The sequence below is a fragment of the Acidocella sp. genome, assembly GCF_013044125.1.
Classification (GTDB): Bacteria; Pseudomonadota; Alphaproteobacteria; order Acetobacterales; family Acetobacteraceae; genus Acidocella.
This window is the reverse complement of record NZ_JABEVC010000118.1, coordinates 1-20,958: the sequence shown is the minus strand read 5'-3', so window position 1 is coordinate 20,958 and position 20,958 is coordinate 1. Positions and strand designations below refer to the sequence as shown.

Here is a 20,958-nt window from a genome sequence, read left to right as displayed (position 1 = left end):
TAGACGCGCAAGCTTGAGGTGCTTGTGGGGGAAACCCCTTGGAAGTTCGAGTCTTCTCGACCGCACCATCTTTCTTCTCAACCCCTGAACGGTTATGGCAGACCCGCTGTCTGGCACATTTGGCTGGCGCCTGAAACTGGTTATGCAGGCGAGGGACATGAGGAAAGTGGGGGAACGTCATGGATGATGATTTACGCAAGGCCGCGCTGGAATACCACCGTTGGCCGCGGCCGGGAAAACTGGCGATTACCGCGACGAAGCGGATGGAGACGTCACGCGACCTCGCGCTGGCCTATTCTCCAGGGGTGGCCGCCGCGTGCGACGCCATCGTGGCGGACCCGGACACCTCCTTTGACCTCACCTCGCGCGCCAATCTCGTTGGCGTGATCACCAACGGCACGGCGGTGCTGGGGCTGGGCAACATCGGCGCGCTGGCGGGCAAGCCGGTGATGGAGGGCAAGGCCGTCCTGTTCAAGAAATTCGCTGGAATCGATTCGTTCGACATCGAGGTGAACGAGCAGGACCCGGATAAGTTCATCGAGATCGTCGCGGCGCTGGAGCCGACTTTTGGCGGCATCAACCTCGAGGACATCAAGGCGCCGGAATGCTTCCATATCGAGCAGACCCTTCGCAAGCGCATGAACATTCCGGTGTTCCATGACGATCAGCACGGCACCGCGATCATCGTGGGCGCGGCGGTGCTGAACGCGATCAAGGTGCAGGGCAAGAAGATCGAGGAGGTGAAGATCGTTACCTCCGGCGCTGGCGCGGCGGCGCTCTCCTGCGTGAATATTTTGCTCTCGCTGGGCGCGAATCCGCAAAACGTGACGATGACGGACAAGGAGGGCGTGATCTATATCGGCCGCCCGAACCTGGACCCGACCCTGGAACACGTCGCGCGGCAGACCGATGCGCGGGTACTGCATGAGGTGCTGGCCGGGGCGGATATTTTCCTCGGCCTCTCGGCGCCGCGCGTGCTGCGGCAGGAGTGGCTGGCGTTGCTGGCGCCCAATCCGCTGATCCTGGCGCTGGCCAATCCGGAGCCGGAGATTTTGCCCGAGCTGGTGATGGCGGCGCGCCCGGATGCGATCATGGCGACGGGGCGCTCGGATTTTCCAAACCAGGTGAACAACGTGCTGTGTTTTCCGTTCATCTTCCGCGGCGCGCTGGATGTGCGGGCAACCGCGATTACCGAGAGCATGAAGCTGGCGGCAGTGGAGGCGATTGCGGAGCTGGCGCGGGTGGAAGCCTCGGAGACGGTGGCGGCGGCCTATGGCGGCGTCGCGCCGACCTTTGGGCCGGAATACATCATTCCAAAACCTTTCGATCCACGCTTGATCCTTCACATCGCCCCCGCCGTGGCCCGCGCCGCGATGGAGGCCGGCGTGGCGCGCAAGCCGATTGAGGATTTCGACGCTTATCAGCATGAGCTTGAGCGCTTCGTGTTCCGCTCCGGGCAGTTGTTGCGGCCCGTTATCGAAGTGGCGCGCAAGGCGCATCCGCGCATTGTGTATGCCGAGGGCGAGGACGAGCGCACCCTGCGCGCGGTGCAGACGGTGCTGGATGATAAGCTGGCGCAGCCGGTGCTGGTTGGCCGCGGCATGGTGATCGCTGCCAAAATCGCCAGCCTGGGTCTGCGTATGCGGCCGGGGCAGGATGTCCGCATTGTTGATTTCGAGCAGGACAAGGTGCTGTTCGCGCGCGCGCTGGCTGACTACCAGAAGCTTGTTGGCCGGCGCGGCGTGCCGCCTGAATGGGCGGCGCGGCATTTGCGCAAGCGCCAGACGGTGGCTGCCGGCATGCTGCTGGCGCTGGGCGAGGCGGACGCCGCGATCTGCGGCGGCACCGGCGACTGGTGGCGGCAGTTTCAATATGCGCTGCCCATCATCCCGCGCTGCGCCGGGGCGACGCGCGTGTATGCGATGACGGCGCTGATCGTACAGGGCGGCGTGCTGTTTTTCTGCGACACGCATGTGAACATGGACCCGACGGCTGAAGAGGTGGCGGAGATGACGCTGCTGGCCGCGCGTGCGGTTCATCATTTCGGAATCAAGCCGAAAGTGGCGCTGCTCTCGCATTCCAACTTCGGCGGCTCCAACTCACTCTCCGCCCGCAAGATGCGCGCCGCTCTGGCGTTGATCCGCGCGCAGGACCCTGAGTTGGAAATTGACGGCGAAATGCACGGCGACGCGGCGCTGGTGGAGCAGATCCGCGCGCAGGCGCTGCCCGATTCCACGCTGACCGGCGCCGCCAATCTGGTGATCTTCCCCAATATCGACTCGGCCAACATCTCCTTCAATCTGGTGAAGGCCACCGCCGAGGGGGTTACCGTGGGGCCGATGCTGCTGGGGCTGAATAAGCCGCTGCACATCGCGGTGCCAAGCGTGACCGCGCGCGGCATCGCCAACCTCTCCGCCGTCGCCGCCATGGAAGCGGGACTCGCGGGCAAGCTGTGATCATCTCCGCGCGCTGCCAAGGCGCGCGGAACTTCCCACGCGATGAATTTACGGAAATATTGTAAATATCGAAATTATTATTGACTCCCCCCGCCGCCGGGAATAATAAACCCAACAAGGCCGGGGCGGGGTATGCCCGCGCTCCGCAAAAGGGGGTATGATGGCTGTTTCCGTGAGCGCCGCGTTCACCGTCACGGTTGAAGGGGTTGGCGAAGCGACATGTTACCCTGGAGAGCGCGTGCTGGTGGCGCTGGAACGTGCCCAGGGCTTTGGCCGGCTGAAGGGGCTTTGCCGCAAGCTGCCGGTTGGCTGCCGCCGGGGCGGCTGCGGCGTCTGCCGGGCCAGAATCATTCAAGGCGACTACCGGGCCGGCCCGATGAGCCGCGCCCATGTTTCTCAGACTGATGAGGCGGCGGGGGTGGTTCTCTCTTGCGCGATTTATGCGCTGAGCGATCTCACGCTGCGCTTTGAGGCTGTGGCCGTGCGAACGGCGGAAAGTGCCGCGTGTTGCGGCGAGGCTTTGCCCTCACATCCTTGAACGGTTGGTTTTCGTAGGTAAAACTACAAAATAAAAAATATCGAAATTTAAGTTGACTCTCGAAAATCATCCGCGTAGAAGCGGGGTATGGAAAAAACGCCGCCAGAAAGGCGGTCCTATTGAGGATCGGGAATGTTCGCTGATGGGTTCTGACTCTTTTTAGCCAAGTACGGCGGGGGCTGTGCTGAACGCCCGGCGGCGCGTTTGCAGCCGCGGTGCCGCGCGCAATATGTGCCGGACAGGAGATAAACCCGGCAATGCGCAAATGTTGCTGGAATAATGCAACGATATTTAAAAACATAAGATAGGGAGCGATGAAATGAAAAAGAGGGGATTGAAGATGCGGACGGCGCTGGGCGCGGTGGCGATGTCCATGGCTGGGTCTTTGTTGATGGCGAGCCAGGCGAAGGCTGTGGAACTGTGGGACCCGTATCTGCGTGGCGTGTTTGAAGGCGAGCCGGCCGGCGCGCTGCCGCCGCCGGGCGTGTACGGCGAGTTGGATAACTATTGGACATCCTACGGCAATTACCTGAACAGTAGCGGCACCAAGGAGCCCGGGCATCTCAGCGCGCTGGTCGAAGTACCGATCGTGATCTGGGTTCCCGGCATCAAGATTTTCGGCGCTGATTATGCCGCGGCGATCGGGCAGCCGTTTGATTTCACCAAAACCAAATTGTTCGGCCACACCGGCGGCGGCAACTGGGGGACCTACAACACGATTCTGGTGCCGGGGATGCTGTCCTGGTCGTTGCCGGATCATCTTTTCGTCCGTACCGGCCTCACGATTCTGCTCAACGATGCCAGCTCAACCATGGGCGATGTGTACAAAGGCACGCTCACCAACGGCGGCGCGCCCTCGGGCAATGCCTACACAACCCTCCAGCCGGACCTTGGCGTGAGCTGGCTATACAATGGCTGGAACCTGAGCGTGGGCACGCATTACGCCGTTCCCATCAGCGGCACCAAATCAGCCGGCATCAGCTATCGCACCGCGCCGCAGTTTTCGGCAGATTATACCATAACCAAAACGATAGGCGCTTGGACGGCGGGCATCGGCGGGGCGCAGGAGAATCAGTTCAGCCGTGATACTGTCAGCGTGAATGGCATATCCGTGCCGGGCAGGCTGACCGATAATTACAGCATTGGCCCTATTGTGGGCTATGAGTTCGCCAACGGGGTTGGGGTTAGCGCCTACTGGAACCACTCCTTCGCCACCAAGAGCGATGTCGCGGGGGATTTCTTCAACCTGCGCCTCTTTACCGCATTCTGAGACATCAATAGATTTTTTGCGAATGATTATTCTTCAACGGGATCTGCCGCGGTCTCGTTGAAGAGTTTTTTGTTTTAGTGCCGTGTTTTTGAGAGATGGATGACATGAGCCAAGCCAGTGCCCCCGGCCATTCCTTGCGGCGGGACTGGTCCGTCTCCGCCATCACGGCAGGTTTTCTTGCTGTACTGATCTCATACTCCGGCCCGCTGGTGATTTTTTTCCAGGCAGCCAAGGTGGCCGGTATGCCCAATGAGATGATCGCCTCCTGGGTCTGGGCGATTTCGGTGGGGGCCGGGGTTTCAGGAATTCTGCTGAGCTGGAAGTTAAAAATTCCGGTTGTCACCGCATGGTCCGCGCCCGGAACGGTGCTTCTGGTCACGCTTTTCCCGGCATTATCGTTGAATGCGGCCGTGGGCGCCTATCTCACCGCGGCGATGATTTTGTTTTTCATAGGAATTTCCGGAAGTTTTGATGCGATAACGCGCCATATCCCGCGCGGCATCGCGTGCGGCATGCTGGCGGGCATTTTGTTCCAGTTCGGCGCCAATGCGTTCCGTGCCATCAGCTCCATGCCCAGCCTCGCATTATCCATGCTGGCGGCCTACATTATTTTCAAACAGCTGGTGCCGCGCTATGCCATTGTGCTGGTGTTGCTGTGCGGCGCGGCGTTGGCGGTGCTGCTGGGCCAGACGCATTTGGGCGAGGTGAGCCTGCGCATCGCCCGCCCGGTGTTCATCCACCCGGAATGGACGCTGGGCTCCACGCTCAGCCTCGCCATACCTCTGGTGATGGTCAGCCTCACCGGCCAGCACCTGCCGGGGATGACGGTTCTGCGCGTCTCGGGCTATCACACCCCGGCGCGGCCCATCATCGCGCTCACCAGCCTGGCCTCGCTCGCGGTGGCCTGCTTTGGCGGCATCACCATCGTCACCGCGGCCATCACCGCGGCCCTGTGTACGGGCAAGGACGCGCATGAAGATCCCGCCCGCCGTTATGTGGCGGGCATCGCCAACGGCGTGTTTTATCTGGCGGGCGGTTTGTTTGCCGGTTCCATTGTGCTTTTGTTCAATGCCCTGCCTAGGGAATTCATCGCCGTGCTGGCCGGGCTGGCGCTCATCGGTGCGATCAGCTCCAACGTGCTGGGCACGGTGCTGGAGGAAGAGCACCGCGAAGCCTCGATGATCACCTTTCTCGCCACCGCCTCGGGCATGAGCTTCCTCGGCCTTGGCTCGGCGTTCTGGGGCGTGGTCATCGGCTCGCTGGCCTATCTGGTGCTCAACAAGCCTTACCGCGCGGCGCCGGGGAAGCGGGCGCGCCAGACGGCGAGCTGACCCATACCTTTTAAGTATAATCTTACATGATATTGGTCTTGGACAATAAAATTTCGAGATTTTAAATCCGCAGTCAAGATGCACACGCCAGTACGGCGATCCGGTTTCGAAGAAAAAGCAGCAAGAGGAGATGCCCCATGTTAGACGGCCTTCAGCATACACTCGACAACGCCTTGCAGGATGATCCCAGCACCGGGCATTTCCGTTCCCTGCGCGATGTGTTCACCGATAAGGACATTTTCGAACTCGAGATGCGCCATATCTTCGAGGGCAACTGGATTTATCTGGCGCATGAAAGCCAGCTTCCCAACAACAACGATTATTTCACGGCTTATATCGGCCGCCAGCCTGTTGTCATCGCGCGCAACCGCACCGGCGAGCTGAACGCCTTCATCAACGCCTGCAGCCATCGCGGCGCCCAGCTGTGCCGCCACAAGCGCGGCAACCAGGGCACCTATACCTGCCCGTTCCATGGCTGGACCTTCAATAATTCCGGCAAGCTGCTCAAGGTGAAAGATCCTGAGGGTGCGAATTATCCCGATCAGTTCAACAAGGACGGCTCGCACAACCTCACCAAAATTGCGCGGTTTGAGAATTATCGCGGCTTTTTGTTTGGCAGCGTGAACGCCGATGTGAAGCCGCTTACCGAACATCTCGGCGAGGCCGCGAAGATTATCGACATGATCGTCGATCAATCGCCCGAGGGGCTGGAGGTGCTTACCGGCGCTTCCACCTATGTTTATGACGGGAACTGGAAATTGCAGGCGGAAAACGGCGCCGATGGTTATCATGTCACCGCCACGCACTGGAACTACGCGGCCACGACCGGGCGGCGCAAGGAGACGGAGCAGGGCGACACCATCCGCGCCATGTCAGCCGGCGGCTGGGCAAAGACCGGCGGCGGGTCTTATTCCTTTGAGCATGGCCATTTGCTGCTGTGGACCAATTGGGCCAACCCGGAGGACCGGCCGAACTGGCACCGCCGCGAGGAGCTGGCCGCCAAGCATGGCCAGGCCATGGCCGATTGGATGGTCCGCCGCTCGCGCAACCTGTGCCTGTACCCCAATGTTTATCTGATGGACCAGTTCAGTTCGCAAATCCGCGTGCTGCGCCCGCTCGCGGTGGATAAGACGGAGGTGACGATCTACTGCATCGCGCCGAAGGGCGAGGATGCGCAGGCGCGCGCCCATCGCATCCGCCAGTATGAGGATTTCTTCAACGCCAGCGGCATGGCGACGCCGGACGATCTGGAGGAATTCCGTTCCTGCCAGCAGGGCTACCAGGGCCATGCCGCGCCGTGGAACGATATTTCCCGCGGCGCCAAGCACTGGATTCACGGGCCGGACGAAGCCGCCGATGAGATCGGGCTGAAGCCGCTGATGAGCGGCGTGCGTACCGAGGACGAGGGGCTCTACGTCACCCAGCATCACTACTGGGTGGAGACCATGCAGCGCAGCCTGCGCGCCGAGCGCGCGCAGCCGGCCAATTCCAGCGCGGGGGAGTAAGTGAAAATGATGACCATCGAGCAGGCACAAGCTTTTTTATACACCGAAGCGCGCTACCTGGACGACAAGGACTGGGACAACTGGCTTGCCCTCTACGCCGCGGATGCGCAATTCTGGATGCCGGCCTGGAGCGAGGATGACCAGATCACCACCGATCCACAGACGCAGATCTCGCTGATTTACTATGCCAACCGGGGCGGGCTGGAGGACCGGATTTTCCGTATCCGCACCGAGCGCTCCAGCGCCACGATGCCCGAGCCGCGCACCTCGCATAACATCAGCAATGTGGAAATCATCGCGCAGGGCGGGGGAGAAGTGAAGCTGCGCTTCAACTGGTTCACGCTGAGCCACCGCTACAAGACGACGGATACCTACTTCGGCACCTCGTTTTATACGCTGGATACATCAGGCGCCGCGCCGGTGATCAAGGCGAAAAAAGTCGTGCTGAAGAATGACTATATCCGCCACGTCATCGATATTTACCATATATAGCCAGGCGATTCTGTCATGTCATTCAAGGTTGCGCTTAACTTCGAGGACGGTGTCACCCGTTTCATCACCTGCCCGGCCACCGATACGGTGGCCGACGCCTCCTACCGCGCGGGCATCAACATTCCGCTGGATTGCCGCGACGGCGCCTGCGGCACCTGCAAATCGTTCTGTGAATCCGGCACTTATGAAGGCGGGTCCTACATCGAGGACGCGCTGAGCGATGAAGAGGCCGCGCAGGGCTTTGTGTTAACCTGCCAGATGAAGCCGCGCTCTGATCTCGTGCTGCGCGTCCTCGCCCCCGCCTCGGCCTGCAAGACCGGGGTGAGCAAGCAGGAGGCGGAAATTGAATCCGTGACCAAACTCTCTCCCACGACGGTCAGCTTTTCGTTGCGGCTGGCAGCGCCTGTTAATTTTCTCAGCGGGCAGTATGTGAACATCGAGGTGCCGGGCAGCGGGCAGACCCGCGCCTACTCCTTCAGCTCCGCGCCCGGCGCGCCAAGAGCTGAATTTCTGATCCGCAACATCCCCGGCGGGCTGATGAGTAGCTTCATCACGCAGCAGGCGGCACCTGGCACCAAGGTGAGCTTCACCGGTCCGGTGGGGAGTTTCTTTCTGCGCGAGGTGAAGCGCCCGGTGCTGCTGCTGGCCGGCGGCACCGGGCTGGCGCCGCTGCTTTCCATGCTCGGCGCGATGCTGGCCGAGCCGCCCGCCCATCCGGTGCATCTGGTCTACGGCGTGACGAATGATGAGGATCTGGTCGAGGTCGAGCGGATCGAGGCATTTGCCGCGCAGTTGCCAAATTTCACATGGTCGGCCTGTGTCGCCAGCGAGTCCGCCGCGTATCCGCATAAGGGCTACGTCACCCGCTACATCCAGCCTGCGCATCTCAACGGCGGCGATGTCGATGTGTATCTGTGCGGGCCGCCGCCAATGGTGGAGGCGGTACGCAGATATTTCACCGAAGGCGGCATCACCCCGGCGAGCTTCCATTACGAGAAATTCGCTCCCAGCATCGCGCACGGCGCGGCTGCATGAGCCCGCTTCCCGCCTGGCCCGGCCGGTTTGCCGGAAAGGTCGCGGTGGTGACAGGCGCGGCCCAGGGCATCGGCCGCGAGGCGGCGCTGCGGCTGGCGCGCGAGGGGGCCGGCCTGGTGCTGGCTGACCGCTCCGAGCTGGTGGATGAAGTATGCGCCCAAGCCGTGGCCGGTGGCGCGCAAGCGGTGGCCGTGCGGGCGGATCTGGAGAGCTATGAGGGCGCTGAAGCGGTGATGCAGCGCGCGCGCGCGGCGTTTGGCGGCATTGGCATTCTCATCAACAACATCGGCGGTACCATCTGGACCCGGCCCTACGCCGAATACCAGCCGGCGCAGATCGAGGCGGAAATCCGCCGCTCATTGTTCCCCACGCTCTGGGGCTGCCGTGCGGCCCTGCCGCTGCTGCTGGCGGGCGGAGGTGGCTGCATCGTTAACGTCTCCTCAGTCGCCACGCGCGGGCTCAACCGCGTGCCCTACGCCGCCGCCAAGGGCGGGGTGAACGCCATAACCGCCTGCCTGGCGTGGGAATATGCCGAGCAGGGCATAAGGGTGAACGCCGTCGCCCCCGGCGGCACCGAAGCGCCGCCGCGCCGTATCCCGCGCAGCGCCGGTGCGCCGCCCGCACCGCCCTCGGCGCAGGAGCAGGCCTGGTATCAGACAATCGTGGACCAGACCGTGCAATCCAGCCTGATGAAGCGCTACGGCACGCTGGATGAGCAGGTTGCAGCCATCCTCTTCCTCGCCTCGGACGAAGCGTCCTACATCACGGGCGTCACGCTGCCGGTGGCGGGCGGGGATTTGGGTTAACCTAACCCCTTTGGCGCGGGCTGGCCCCAGGCCGCATACGCCTCGATGATCACCCGGCTCATGAGGGCGAGCAGCGGTGAATGGTCGCCGATCCGGCGGCTCATGATAATCGGCGAGGAAATGCCCGGCTCGGCCAGCTCGCGGTAGACGATGTCGTCGCGCCGCAGCCGCTGCACCGAGGCTGGCACAATGGCGACGCCGACCTCGGCGGCCACCAGCCCGACCGCGGATTGCAGCTCGCGCGCCTCATGCACCACATTGGGCTCCAACCCGCGGTCGCGGAACAGCGAGATCACCTGATCCGCGTAGCTCGGCCGCGGCTCGCGCGGATAAATGATCAGCGGCTCGCCGGCGAGGCTGGCGATGCTGAGTTTGCCCTCCTGCGCCAGCAGGTGGTGCGCGCGCGGCAAGGCCACCACCAGAGGCTCCTCGCGCAGCACATCGCGCCGCAGCGCCGGATCGTCGAAGCGTATCCGCCCGAAGCCGACATCAATCCGGTTCTCCTTCAGCGCGGTGATCTGCTCGAGGCTGACCATCTCCACCAGGTTCAGCTCCACCTCCGGCGCCGCCGCGCGGAAGCGGCGGATGAGATCAGGCAAAGCCGCATAGATGGTGGACGCGGCAAAGCCGATGACAAATCGCGGCCGCCCGGATTGTTTGAGCCGCCGCATCATCACCTTCATGCCCTCGATGCGCTCGAGCACCTGCACCGCCTGTTCTAGAAACAGCCTGCCGGCATCGGTGGTGCGCAGCGGGCGGCTTTCGCGGTCGAGCAGAACGAGGCCAAGCTCTTCCTCCAGTTGCTGAATCTGCCGGCTGAGCGGGGGCTGCGCCACATGCAGCCGCTCCGCCGCGCGGGTGAAGCTTCCCTCTTGCGCAACGGCGGCGAAATAACGGAGATGGCGTAGCTCCATGCTGGGTCCTCCCGGTCTCTGGCGCTGAGTTTGTGCCTTTGCCCGCGGGAAGGCAATTCGCCCGGCACCGCGCGGCAATGCTTAACGTCCGGTGGCCGTCGCCTGCAGGGGCGCACCCCGTTAGCCGTTGATTAAACTTTTACCGGTAATACTGCGCTTATCAACCGTTGGAGGTTTGCGCATGGTAACCAATGCCAAGGATCGTTTTGCCGTTGTTGAACAACTCAGCCGGGATGCCACTCTTGTTGACTGCGGTGTTGCCGCGCCGCCGGAGCCCCCTGGCGCGTCCGCCACGCGGTTGAATACCCGCCCCTGGGGTTTTTATGAAGGGCTCATCAATGGCGCCCGCTTTCAGGTGAAGCGGATTGTCGTGCTGCCGGGCGAACGGTTGTCGTTGCAGAAGCATTTTCACCGTTGCGAGCATTGGGTGGTGGTGGAGGGCACGGCGCTGGTGACGCGCGATGAGAGCACCCTCATGTTAGGCGAGAATGAGAGCATCTATCTGCCCGCCGGATGTGTCCACCGGCTGGAGAATCCTGGGCGGATCGCGCTCACAATCATCGAGGTGCAGGCTGGCGCTTATCTGGGCGAGGACGACATTGTGCGCCTGGAGGATAATTATGGCCGCGCTTAAAAGGAATATGCCCATGAACGGCTTGATGGACCGGGTTTTTGGTTCCGAAGCGGACCATGCGGTGGTGAAGGATTACACTTCATTGCTGGAACAGCAGGCCGTTATGTATCAGGCCATGCTGGCTGAGCAGGACGCGAAGATATGTGAAACTCAGGCTGTTGTGCGGGCGCGCGAGGCGGTGGTGCGTGAGCGCGAAACCGTGGTGCGTGAGCGCGAGGCGGAAATCAACGCGCTGAGGGCTGGGCGGGATGCGCCCGGTCGCATAACGCCTCCGCCCGGCGGCGATCTGGCGGATTGCATCCGCGCGGTTCTGCCGCAGTTGGAGGGCTGGTGCTCTTTGCAAAAAGCGTTGTGGCTGGCTGAATTGGTCACGAAGATGAGCGGCACGCGGATCGGCGAAATCGGCGTCTACGGCGGCAAATCCCTGATCCCGATGGCCTTGGCGGCGCGCAACCGGCCGGGCGCCATGGTCTACGCCATCGAACCCTGGAGTAACAGCGTGGCGGTGGAGCAGGCCACCAGCGGGGATAACGACCAGTGGTGGCGCGAGGTTGATTTAAACAAGGTCAAGCTGGGTTTTATCTCCGCGGTGATGGATTGCGGGCTTGCCGGTGTGGTGAAGTTGATCGAGCTGCCCTCCGATGAAGCTAGATGCGCGTTTCAAGCGATGCGGGGATATCGCTTCGACCTGCTTCATATCGATGGCTCGCACGCGGAAGGCCAGGCATTGGCCGATGTGAAGGATTGGCTGCCCCTGATGGCGCCCGACGGCATTCTGGTGCTTGACGATATCGGTTGGGAAACGGTTACGAAAGCGCGTGATTATCTGTGTGCGGCCTGTGATGTGATCGGGGAGGTCAGCGAAGGAAGCGGTGTCTCCTACGGCGCCTACCGCACGCGGCAGGCGCCGGCGCTGGCTGAAAAGCCGGAAGCTTGGGCAACGTTGTTGAGTGAAGTTCTGGCCTGAAGAAACGCATCGCCTGAACCAGACGAAAGGAAATTCCCGATGCCCGCAGAGCGACAAGCAGACCGCCGCCCCCGCATAGCGATTGTGAGCACTTATGATGAGCTTTGCGGCATCGCCGGATATACCAGGGCCATTGAAAAACAGCTCGCTCCGTATGTGGATTTGCAGATTTTCGATCTGGACCAGTATCTGCTCAAAAGCACCCATCGCCGGGTGCGCAGGCTGGCTGACCAGCATATATTGGAGATAGCGCGCGCGCTGCGCGGGTATGACAGCGTGAACATCCAGTTGGAACACGGCACTCTGGGCCATACCAGCCGTGATATTATCCGCCGCTTCCGCATCCTGGCGAATGCTGCCCCGGCACTTTCCGTCACCATGCACACGGTGCTGACCGGCGATGATCTGCCCTATGAGTTGATGGGCAGGCTGCTGCGCAAAGGCAGGATCATCGCCATGTTCGAGGCGATCGGCGCATCGCTCAAAAGCCGCGTGCTGAGCTATGGGATCCACGGCCTTCTGCGCCGTTTGCAGTCTCGCAAGCGGGTTTCGGTCATCGTGCACGCCAAGCGCGATATGCGGATGATGCGTGACATATTCCGGCTAAATAACGTATTCCACCACCCGCTCTCCTTCATCGCCCATGCCGAGGCATGGGGCTTGCGCCAGCGCACCCGGCGCAATGATTTTTCGTTGATCGAGACCTTGCCGGCTGACGTAAAATTGGTCGGCACGTTTGGCTTTCTCTCCTCCTACAAAGGCTTCGAGACGGCGATCCGGGCGCTGAATTTTTTACCGGACAATTATCATCTGCTGATTTTTGGCGGCGTGCATCCGCAGGGCATCAAGCGCGAACAGGCGATCGACCCCTATATCGCGAAACTCCTGCAAGCGGCGCGGATCGGCCAGACGCCGCTGGACCATTTGCGCGAGAGCGGTCTGGCGCTTTCGCCGGGCGGGGATGTGACGCGGCTTATCGCCGAACACCCGGAGACATTGCGCGCACGGGTTCATTTCATGGGCGCTTTGTCCGATTCCGAGTTCGCCGCCGCCATGGCGCTGTGCGACGCGGCGGTGTTCCCCTATATTGAGGTTGGGCAGTCCAGCTCCGGGCCGATTTCCATCGCCCTTGAGATGGGCACGCGCGTTATTGCCTCGCGCACCGCCGCCTTCCGGGCTTACGCGCGTTATCACCCGGAACTGATCGAGTTTTTTGACATCGGCAATTACGCGGAGCTGGCCGGGCGAATCGCCGCGCGCGGCCGGGCGAGCGGACGCATTCCCGAGCTTGTGTACAACACTGAAACCAACGCGCGGCTTTACCTGGAGGCCAACGGTTGCGCGGCGGCGCATGCGCCGGGCCAGGAAGTCACGCTTCAAGAGGCTGCGGAATGAACGGCGCCCGTTCCACCCGCCGCGCCTGCCTACGGCTGCTGGCGCTGGGCGGCAGCGCCCTGCTGGCCGGTTGCGCGGCGCTCCCGGAGGCGGGGCCGTCCACCGGCGCGGTCATCAACAGCGGTGCCGCCGCCAAAACCCCAGCGGGAGACGCCGGCTACAATTTTGTTGCCCTCACCGAGGATGTGGCGCGCGGCCTCAATCAGGCATCGGGCGATGACGGCGTGGCCGCTGCCGTTCGCGCCTTCGCGGCCTTGCCGCCCGCCGCGCCGCTGGGGCGCATCGGCATCGGCGATCTTTTGGAGGTCACCCTCTGGGAGCCCAACCCGGCGGGCACCACGCTGCTATCGCCGCCGGGGATGAATGTCTCGCTCCGGGTTGATCCCACCGGTATGGTGGAACTGCCTTATGTTGGCGCGTTGTCCGTCGCCGGGCGCACGCCGCTTTCGGTGGAGCGCACCATCATGGCCGTGCTGGCGGGGCAGGGGCATAACATCCAGGCCGCGGTGCTGGACACGCAGGCCGTCTCCGGCACGGCCATCGTGCAGGGGGAGGCAACCCGCCCTGGCGCCTATCCGCTTACAGCCGGCGCGCAAAGCCTGCTGGACCTCATCGCCCTGGCGGGCGGGTCGCGCCTTGCGGATTACGAGACCATTGTGCGGGTCAGCCGTGGCGGCGGGCAGGCGCAGGCGGCGCTGAGCGACATCACCGGCAACCCGGCGCTGGACATTTCAATCGCGCCCGGCGATGCCGTGCTGCTGCTGCCCCGCCGCCTGGAATTCTATGCTTTTGGCGCGGTGAACCACCCCGGCCTGTTCCCCTATGATTCCCCGGACATCACCCTGGTGCAGGCGCTGGCTGACATTTACGGCCTGCAGGACAATCTGGCGGCCCCGCGCGGCGTGTTTGTCTACCGCCGGCAGCCCGGCGCGGTGCAAACCGTCTATCAGCTCAACCTCAGTCAGGCGGAAGGCTTTTTCATCGCCGATCTCTTCGTGGTGCGTCCTGGCGATGTCATCTATGTCAGCGATGCGCCGGTGGCTGATGTCTCCAAGGTGCTGCAGACCATCTCCGGGATCAGCGGCGTTGCGGGCATCCCCCGTAACTTCGGTGCCGGGTATTGATGGAGGGCGGGCCATTCGCCGCCGAGATGGAGGCCGTGCGGCGCGACCGGCGGAACCTTCCCGCCCTGCGCGCACAGGCGGAGGTTCTCTTCGCTGGCGGCCAGCGGGAGGAAGCCGTCGCCTTGTTGCGCGCCGCGGATGCCCTGGCGCCCGATGATTTCTTCATCCTGCGGATTTTAAGCGGATTTTTGGCAGGCATGGGGCAAATGGAGGAGGCCGCGCAGCTTGCCGCCCGTGCCGTGGGGCTCGCGCCCGAGGCGGCGGAGGCGCGGTTGCATCTGGCCTCGCTGTATCTGGCGCGGCAACAATACGGCGCGGCAGTTCCCCACCTCATCACCCATATCAGCCAGGGGCAGGCCACGGCGGCGGGCTGGCACATGCTCGCCGTGGCGATGTCCGGTTCAGCTCAGCCAAACAAGGCAATCGAGGCGATCCACCACGCTGTGGAACTCGAGCCTGGCAACATTGATTACAGGCTGCATCTCGCCTCGCTGCTCACCGCGCGCGCGCGCTACGGCGATGCGCTGGCCGAGCTTGCCGCCGCCGCCGTCCTGGCTCCGCATGATGCCCGCATCGCACGCGCCGCCAGTGGCAATCATGAGGCGCTGGGCGATCTCAGCGCCGCGTATCAGGAGGCGGCGCGCGCCCGCGATCTGGCTCCCGGCGATGCGGAAATCGAGCGCCATTACAGTCATCTCGCCAAACAGATCGGCTTCACCCTCCCGGCCGCGGATACCGCGCTGGCGCAAACACTCGCGGGTTGGAGCCAGGCGCGGGTCCGCAAACCGGTGCGCGCGCGCCCGCGCAGCTGGCGCCAGCTTCTGGCCACGCGCGGGCGCATCATCCACGCGCTGGTGCTGCGCGACATGCGCACGCGCTACAGCCGCGCGCATCTTGGCTATCTCTGGGCCATTTTCGAGCCCATTTCGCATCTGCTGACCTTGGGGGTGATGTTCGCGCTCATCAACCAGGGACCGCCGCCCGTCGGCGCCAGCCTGTTTGAATATTATTGCACGGGGTTGCTGCCGTATCTGATGTTCTCGCACATCGCCAACGAGGTGATGAGCGCGCGCGCCGCCGGCGGCGCTGTGCTCATGCTGCCCAATGTACGCACCACCGACGTTATTGCCTCGAAAACAGTGTTGAACCTGCTGACCGAGATCGTCGTCGGCATGGTGGTTTTCGCGGCCTTCGGCGCGGCCGGTTACCGTGCGGTTCCGGCGCATCTGTTCACCTGCGCGGGCGCAATCCTGTTGCTTGCCGGCCTCGCCATGGGCATCGGCGCAATCAACATGGTGATCCAGAATTTCTTCCACTCCTGGGAAACCATTTTTGCCTCCATCGTTCGTCTGCTGTATTTTTCGTCGGGGATTTATTACTCTCCGATTTCCATGCCAGACTATGCGCGCGGCTTTCTGGAATGGAATCCGATCCTGCAGGGCGTTGAAATTTTCCGCTCCGGCTTCTATCCGCAATATCATCCCTTCTGGATTGACGCACCCTATCTGGCCGCCTGGGTGCTGGTCAGCCTGCTGCTCGGCCTGGGCCTGGCGCAGGTATTGCGTAAACGCTTGAGACCGTTGTTGTGATCACGCTGCGCGCCGCCCGAAAAATCCACAAAACCGGCCATGAGCGGCGGGTCATCCTCGATGATGTCACTTTAACCCTCCCGGCTGGGCGCAGCATCGGCATTTTCGGCGCCAACGGTGCCGGAAAATCCACGCTGGTGCGGCTCATCGCGGGGGTGGAACGGCTGGACAAAGGTTCGATCCAGCGCGCGGGCAGCGTCAGCTTCCCGCTCGGCTTTGGCGGCACGTTCCATCCGCATCTCAGCGGGCGGGAAAATATCCGCTTTCTGGCGCGGATTTATGATACGCCGGAGGCCGCCGCACTGGACTATGTGGAGCGTTTCGCGGAGCTTGGCGGCTATTTCCGCTTGCCGGTGGGCACCTATTCCTCGGGCATGATGGCGCGCCTCGCTTTCGGCGCCTGCCTCGCCATCACCTTCGACCTTTACCTGATAGACGAGGTGACCGCCGTGGGCGACGCGCGATTCCGCCGCAAATGCCTGGAAGCTTTCGAGGAGCGTGCCTCCGTGTCGGACGTGCTGATCGTCTCGCATGACGAAGGCACGATCCGCGCCTGGTGCGACATGGGGGCCGTGCTCCACCAGGGGCGGCTGGAACTCTTCGACGATTTGAACGCCGCGATCGAGCGGCACCGGCAATATCAGCTTGGCGGCGGCATCAGCAATGAGCGGCAAGGAGAGAGTTATGGACGCTGAAGATATGATCGGTTTCGCCGGAAGGGAACGCTTGCGCGAGAGTTTCCCGCTGGGGCACGCGCGCCCCGTGGGCGGCGCTGTCCGCGCGCGTTCGTTGCGCCAACACCTGCGCGCGCATATGCGGGCCATCTCCTTCCTGGCGTGTGTCGTGCTGCCCGGCATCGCCGCCGCGGGTTATGAGTACGGTTGCGCCACCGGCCAGTATGTCAGCGAGTTCAAGCTGCTGGTCCGCCAGCAGGCACCGGAGACGAGCGGACCCAACTCCATCATCTCCGCACTGGGCGGCGGAAACCCGATGCTGGCGATGATCGAGGATTCCGAAGTCGTGCAGCAATACATCGGCAGCCACCAGATTCTGGCCGACCTGCCGCCCGGCCTCTCGCTAGACCGCATTTTCGCAAGCCCCCGCGCCGACTGGCTCAGCCGCCTCACGCCCGGCCTGCCGCCCGAGAAAAAATTGCTCTACTGGCGAAAAATGGTGCACCCGTATTTTGATCTCAGCTCAGGGGTCATCACCGTTCAGGTTCGTGCTTTCAGCCCGCGTGACGCGCTCACGCTGGCCAATGCGGTGCTCTCCAGCTCGGAGGCGCTGGTCAATCAGATGTCTTTGCAGGCGCGAGAGAATTCGCTGGCCTACGCGCGCCAAACGGCTGATGCGGCGCAGGCCCGGCTGCTGGCCGACGGGGCAAACCTCGCCAGCTACCGCAATCGTTACAGCGTGCTGTTCCCGGAGTTGACCGCGGCCTCAACCTCCTCGGTGGATGAAGGTCTGAGCAGCCGCCTCGCGCAAGATCAGGCAACCCTGGCATCGCTCACCAGCCTCGGCCAGACGGGCGCCTCACCTCAGGTGCAGACCCTGCGCGCCCGCATCGCGGCGACACAGGCGGAGATCAGCCATGTGGGGGCGGCGCTGGCCAGTACCGGCGGTGGCAAGCAAACGCTGGCGAGTGTGCTGAGCGGCTACAACACTCTGGTGGAGACCGAAAAACTTGATGAGGAGCTCTACGCCAGCGATCTGCTGAACCTGCAGAATGCGCGCAATAGCGCGGCGCAGAAGGCGATTTATCTGGAAACCTTCGTGCAGCCCAATTTGCCGGTCGCCTCCACTTATCCGGTGCGCTGGCTGGCAACGGCGGAGACCGTGCTGGCTGGTTTCATTGCCTGGGTGCTGCTGACGCTGGTTGCCAACATCGTCCGCGACCAGATGGACTGAAGCGCTGGGCGGCGCGGCTCCACGCGGGCGGCAAAATCCAGCACCGCCGCCATGTGTTCGTTCCAGGCGGGGGCCCGCCAACCTGCCAGCCGGGTCTGTTGGGCAACCCGGATCTCACTTGCCGGATTGGCGTATTCCAGGATCATCCGCATCCAGGCGGCGCCGTCCAGCGGGTCCAGAAACTCCGGCACGCCCTTGCCGATTTCGCGGTGCGCGGGGATGTCGCTGCAGATCACCGGCACACCCATGGCGAGTGCCTCCACAACCGGCAGGCCGTAGCCTTCCGCGAAGGAAGGCATCAGCAGCGCGCGCGCGCCACCCACGATACCGGCCAGTTCACCATCGCTCACCATGCCGTGCTCATGCACATGGCCGGCAATGCCGCTGCAGCGCTCCAGAATATCAACCACCTGTTCATTCTCCCAGCCGCGCCGGCCGATAATATGCAGATCCGGCGCGCCGATACTGTATTCGCGCACCAGGCGGCGCCAGATGTGCAGCAGCAGCAGGTGGTTCTTGCGTGGTTCAATGGTCCCGACCATCACAAAATAGGGTGAAGCCGGCGCCCTGGCTGGGGGCGCCATGAGCGTGCCGGCACCCAGAGGAATGGTGGCGACCGGCAGCCGCGGGATATGCCGGCGCAAGGCCTGGGTGGTTGATTCCGAATTGGAGATTATGCCGTCCGCATGGGCGGCGATGGTTTTCAGCCGCGAGCGGTGATGCTCAATCCACGCAGGGGGCACATATTCAGGCAGTTCCAGGGGGATCAGATCGTGCACCAGAGGAATGAAGAGCGCGCCGGTGCGGGCGGTCATCTGGCCGACGCGGTCAACCAGATGCAGCGGATGGTTCGAGACATTAATATAGGTCGGCCGCGCACCGCCACGGTAGCGGGGCAGGGCGGGCGCGGTGAAGATACTGCACAGCAGGCCGCGCAACGAGCGGCGGCTCACGGCGGCCATGTCCCCAGCGCGCCAGGCGGGAGCGATATCGCGCACCAGAGCGCACGCGCGGGCCTGCGGCATCGCCCGGAAAGACCCGCGCCAATAATCGTATGCGGCAAACCTTGCCTGGTTGGGCGCGGCTCTTAGAAGCTCCTCCGCATAGGCAATCTCCACCCGGTCGATACCGGTGATCTTGCCCCGGAAAACACGGTACAGAAGCCTGGAGATGTCGAGCCAGATTTCACCCTCTGGGATGCGCGGGTTGCCATATTCCGGTCCGGTCATTCGCTATCTCTTTGCTCTGTGTCTTGGCTTGTGTACCCCGCGATTATGGTTCGTGAGAGGTTAACATTTATTGAAGTAATCCAGTATCCAGAAGAAGAAACACCGTTTTATTAACGGATCGTCTCGTTTGCTCCGGGCGTGGCGGTTCAGTTTTTCTGAAACCGCCACGCCGCTGCGGCACCGGGAGAATATGCGTTTGGATTAGCGCCGCGCGTTCAAGCTGAATGCCCTAATCCGGGTTGGCGCCCTCGACCGAGTTTTCAAGCAGCTTCCCGGTCTGCGCATCCACCCCAACCTCATGCGTGCCGCCGCCGCTTTCGGGCTTGATGTCGAAAGAGTAGCGCAGCCCTGAACCTCCGCCCTCGTTTTCCAGTTCGCTGTCCACGATGGTTCCAGGCTGGGCGGCTAGCGCGATGCTCTGTGCATCCTGCATGGTTAGTTTGGCGCCTTTGGCCAGGCTCTCACCCGTATAGGCAAAAGCGGGAACCGCGGCGCTTGCCGCTGAAATGCCGAACAGGATAGCGAAATAGGCGTTTGTTTTTTTCATGGCTGAAGTCCTTTTATCACTTTGGAAACGCAGATCTTTGCGCCCAAGGAACCTGCGCGCATAAACTTAGCGGACACTTAGGCTTACTGTGTCATAAGTTTTTTTGATCGAAAATTTGTTGGCAGCATGGGCAATGTGGCAGCGTGCGGGAGATCGCGCGGGCGCGATACCGGTCGCGCGCGCAACCGCCGCGATACCGCCGTAACCCGCAGACCGCGCCTCAGCGGCGGCAAAGGAGCAGCGGCCTCGCTCATCAAGATGCGGCGCAACAGCAAAAAACCGGTCACGGATAGTACTGGTATCGATCATCTTGCCACGCTACAAAACCAATCCGTGACCGAGGAATCCCCAACCTACCCGACAAGAAAACCCGATTCAGCTATTTCCTGACAAGCCCTAAGCCGTTATCCGGCGGCCACGGGGGCGGAGCCGGTGGACTGCCTGGTGAGTTTTCATCAACTGGGGGATGAGTTTCATATCTGCATCGCGCATCGCTGGGGCAGGCTCTCGCCGCATTCGCATGACCAGTTCCGAAATATCGCGACGTTGCTGGCCCGCCAGACGATGGAGGCGCTGCGCACGGCGCCGGAGAGAGCCGCCGCCGGCGGGCTGCAACTGCCGCCAGGCGCGGGCGCGTAGCGTGGCCTTGGTGGTTTTTTCGGGTTAAGAGGGGGGCATGAGAACGATGATCGCCGCCTGCATGTGCCGGTCCGCAATATGAGCGGGCGGATCGATCCCCGCTTGATGGCCGAGGGGCGGCGCACGCGGGGCGCGCTGTATGCCAGCATCGGCCTGGGCGTGGCGGCGGCGCTGCTGGTGATCGCGCAGGCGGTGTTGCTGGCGCTGGTGATTAGTGGCGTGGCGTTCCGGCACCAGACGCTGGGCATGGTGGCGCCGTTGCTTTGGGGGCTGGCGGGGTTGTTTGTGCTGCGCGCGGGGCTTGCCTATGCGAGCGAGGTGAGCGCCTTCAAGGCTGCCGGGGCGATCAAGACATATCTGCGCCAGGAGCTGCTGGGCCATATTCTGCGGCGCGGCTCGGTGGCGGCGGCGGGTGAGAACAGCGCCGATCTGGCCGGCACGATGATCGAGGGCGTGGAGGCGCTGGAGCCCTATTTTTCACGCTATGTGCCGCAGATGGCGCTGGTGGTGGCGGTGCCGCTGGCGATTCTGGCGCTGGTGTTTCCGGTGGACTGGATCAGTGGTTTGATCCTGCTGGTC

20 protein-coding genes and 1 pseudogene are annotated in these 20,958 nt (G+C 62.9%); 17 read left to right on the top strand and 4 right to left on the bottom strand.

Going from position 1 to position 20,958, the window contains the following annotated elements:
* The first annotated feature begins 179 nt into the window (after nt 1–179).
* The 8 genes from HKL97_RS07500 (at nt 180) to HKL97_RS07465 (ending at nt 9,433) form a co-directional block, all read left to right on the top strand.
* Nucleotides 180–2,456, top strand: a complete 2,277-nt coding sequence (locus HKL97_RS07500; RefSeq protein WP_291423970.1) for an NADP-dependent malic enzyme — start codon at nt 180–182, stop codon at nt 2,454–2,456.
* 157 nt (nt 2,457–2,613) lie between these two features.
* Nucleotides 2,614–2,994: a 2Fe-2S iron-sulfur cluster-binding protein gene (locus HKL97_RS07495; protein WP_291423969.1), complete on the top strand. Its 381-nt coding sequence runs from the start codon at nt 2,614–2,616 to the stop codon at nt 2,992–2,994.
* 319 nt (nt 2,995–3,313) lie between these two features.
* Complete coding sequence (locus HKL97_RS07490) at nt 3,314–4,264, top strand: transporter (RefSeq protein WP_291423968.1); 951 nt, start codon at nt 3,314–3,316, stop codon at nt 4,262–4,264.
* Nucleotides 4,265–4,368: 104 nt separating this feature from the next.
* Nucleotides 4,369–5,595 (top strand): benzoate/H(+) symporter BenE family transporter, encoded by a 1,227-nt coding sequence (locus HKL97_RS07485; protein WP_291423967.1) that lies wholly within the window; start codon nt 4,369–4,371, stop codon nt 5,593–5,595.
* A 137-nt stretch (nt 5,596–5,732) separates the two neighbouring features.
* Nucleotides 5,733–7,100, top strand: a complete 1,368-nt coding sequence (benA, locus tag HKL97_RS07480) for a benzoate 1,2-dioxygenase large subunit (protein ID WP_291423966.1) — start codon at nt 5,733–5,735, stop codon at nt 7,098–7,100.
* Nucleotides 7,101–7,106: 6 nt separating this feature from the next.
* On the top strand, nt 7,107–7,592 hold the full coding sequence (gene benB / locus HKL97_RS07475; RefSeq protein WP_291423971.1) for a benzoate 1,2-dioxygenase small subunit: 486 nt from the start codon (nt 7,107–7,109) through the stop codon (nt 7,590–7,592).
* 15 nt (nt 7,593–7,607) lie between these two features.
* On the top strand, nt 7,608–8,627 hold the full coding sequence (gene benC / locus HKL97_RS07470; protein ID WP_291423965.1) for a benzoate 1,2-dioxygenase electron transfer component BenC: 1,020 nt from the start codon (nt 7,608–7,610) through the stop codon (nt 8,625–8,627).
* Complete coding sequence (locus tag HKL97_RS07465; protein ID WP_291423964.1) at nt 8,624–9,433, top strand: 1,6-dihydroxycyclohexa-2,4-diene-1-carboxylate dehydrogenase; 810 nt, start codon at nt 8,624–8,626, stop codon at nt 9,431–9,433. The genes benC and HKL97_RS07465 overlap by 4 nt, the downstream gene beginning before the upstream one ends.
* On the opposite strand, the gene HKL97_RS07460 is transcribed toward HKL97_RS07465, so the two are convergent.
* Nucleotides 9,430–10,347, bottom strand: coding sequence for a LysR family transcriptional regulator (locus HKL97_RS07460; protein ID WP_291423963.1), 918 nt, complete (start codon nt 10,345–10,347; stop codon nt 9,430–9,432). The two genes, HKL97_RS07465 and HKL97_RS07460, sit on opposite strands and share 4 nt — an antisense overlap.
* A gap of 307 nt (nt 10,348–10,654) precedes the next feature.
* On the opposite strand from HKL97_RS07460, the pseudogene HKL97_RS07455 reads away from it, so the two are divergent.
* The 7 genes and pseudogenes from HKL97_RS07455 to HKL97_RS07425 form a co-directional block, all read left to right on the top strand.
* Nucleotides 10,655–10,981: pseudogene (locus HKL97_RS07455) on the top strand (cupin domain-containing protein); the annotation flags it as partial.
* 13 nt (nt 10,982–10,994) lie between these two features.
* Nucleotides 10,995–11,948: a class I SAM-dependent methyltransferase gene (locus HKL97_RS07450; protein WP_291423962.1), complete on the top strand. Its 954-nt coding sequence runs from the start codon at nt 10,995–10,997 to the stop codon at nt 11,946–11,948.
* Nucleotides 11,949–11,987: 39 nt separating this feature from the next.
* The gene (locus HKL97_RS07445) at nt 11,988–13,343 is read left to right on the top strand and encodes a hypothetical protein (RefSeq protein WP_291423961.1); all 1,356 of its coding nucleotides are present in this window, start codon (nt 11,988–11,990) and stop codon (nt 13,341–13,343) included.
* The gene (locus HKL97_RS07440; protein ID WP_291423960.1) at nt 13,340–14,467 is read left to right on the top strand and encodes a polysaccharide biosynthesis/export family protein; all 1,128 of its coding nucleotides are present in this window, start codon (nt 13,340–13,342) and stop codon (nt 14,465–14,467) included. The genes HKL97_RS07445 and HKL97_RS07440 overlap by 4 nt, the downstream gene beginning before the upstream one ends.
* Entirely contained in the window at nt 14,467–16,056 is a 1,590-nt protein-coding gene (locus HKL97_RS07435) for an ABC transporter permease (RefSeq protein ID WP_291423959.1), read from the top strand. Before HKL97_RS07440 ends, HKL97_RS07435 begins: the two co-directional genes overlap by 1 nt.
* A complete protein-coding gene (locus HKL97_RS07430; protein WP_291423957.1) occupies nt 16,053–16,751 on the top strand; it encodes an ABC transporter ATP-binding protein in 699 nt (232 codons plus the stop codon). Before HKL97_RS07435 ends, HKL97_RS07430 begins: the two co-directional genes overlap by 4 nt.
* On the top strand, nt 16,741–17,964 hold the full coding sequence (locus HKL97_RS07425) for a hypothetical protein (protein ID WP_291423955.1): 1,224 nt from the start codon (nt 16,741–16,743) through the stop codon (nt 17,962–17,964). The genes HKL97_RS07430 and HKL97_RS07425 overlap by 11 nt, the downstream gene beginning before the upstream one ends.
* On the opposite strand, the gene HKL97_RS07420 is transcribed toward HKL97_RS07425, so the two are convergent.
* From HKL97_RS07420 to HKL97_RS07410, 3 genes are all read right to left on the bottom strand, one after another.
* Nucleotides 17,859–19,193, bottom strand: coding sequence for a glycosyltransferase family 1 protein (locus HKL97_RS07420; protein ID WP_291423953.1), 1,335 nt, complete (start codon nt 19,191–19,193; stop codon nt 17,859–17,861). The genes HKL97_RS07425 and HKL97_RS07420 overlap by 106 nt on opposite strands.
* A 229-nt stretch (nt 19,194–19,422) precedes the next feature.
* Complete coding sequence (locus HKL97_RS07415; RefSeq protein ID WP_291423951.1) at nt 19,423–19,740, bottom strand: PepSY domain-containing protein; 318 nt, start codon at nt 19,738–19,740, stop codon at nt 19,423–19,425.
* A gap of 66 nt (nt 19,741–19,806) precedes the next feature.
* Entirely contained in the window at nt 19,807–20,049 is a 243-nt protein-coding gene (locus HKL97_RS07410; protein WP_408820823.1) for a hypothetical protein, read from the bottom strand.
* 135 nt (nt 20,050–20,184) lie between these two features.
* Between HKL97_RS07410 and HKL97_RS07405 the strand changes: the two genes are divergently transcribed.
* Together HKL97_RS07405 and HKL97_RS07400 are read left to right on the top strand one after the other, a co-directional pair.
* Nucleotides 20,185–20,379, top strand: coding sequence for a hypothetical protein (locus HKL97_RS07405; RefSeq protein ID WP_291423949.1), 195 nt, complete (start codon nt 20,185–20,187; stop codon nt 20,377–20,379).
* A gap of 78 nt (nt 20,380–20,457) precedes the next feature.
* A partial coding sequence (locus tag HKL97_RS07400; RefSeq protein ID WP_291423947.1) for an ABC transporter transmembrane domain-containing protein occupies nt 20,458–20,958 on the top strand: 501 nt, incomplete at its 3' end.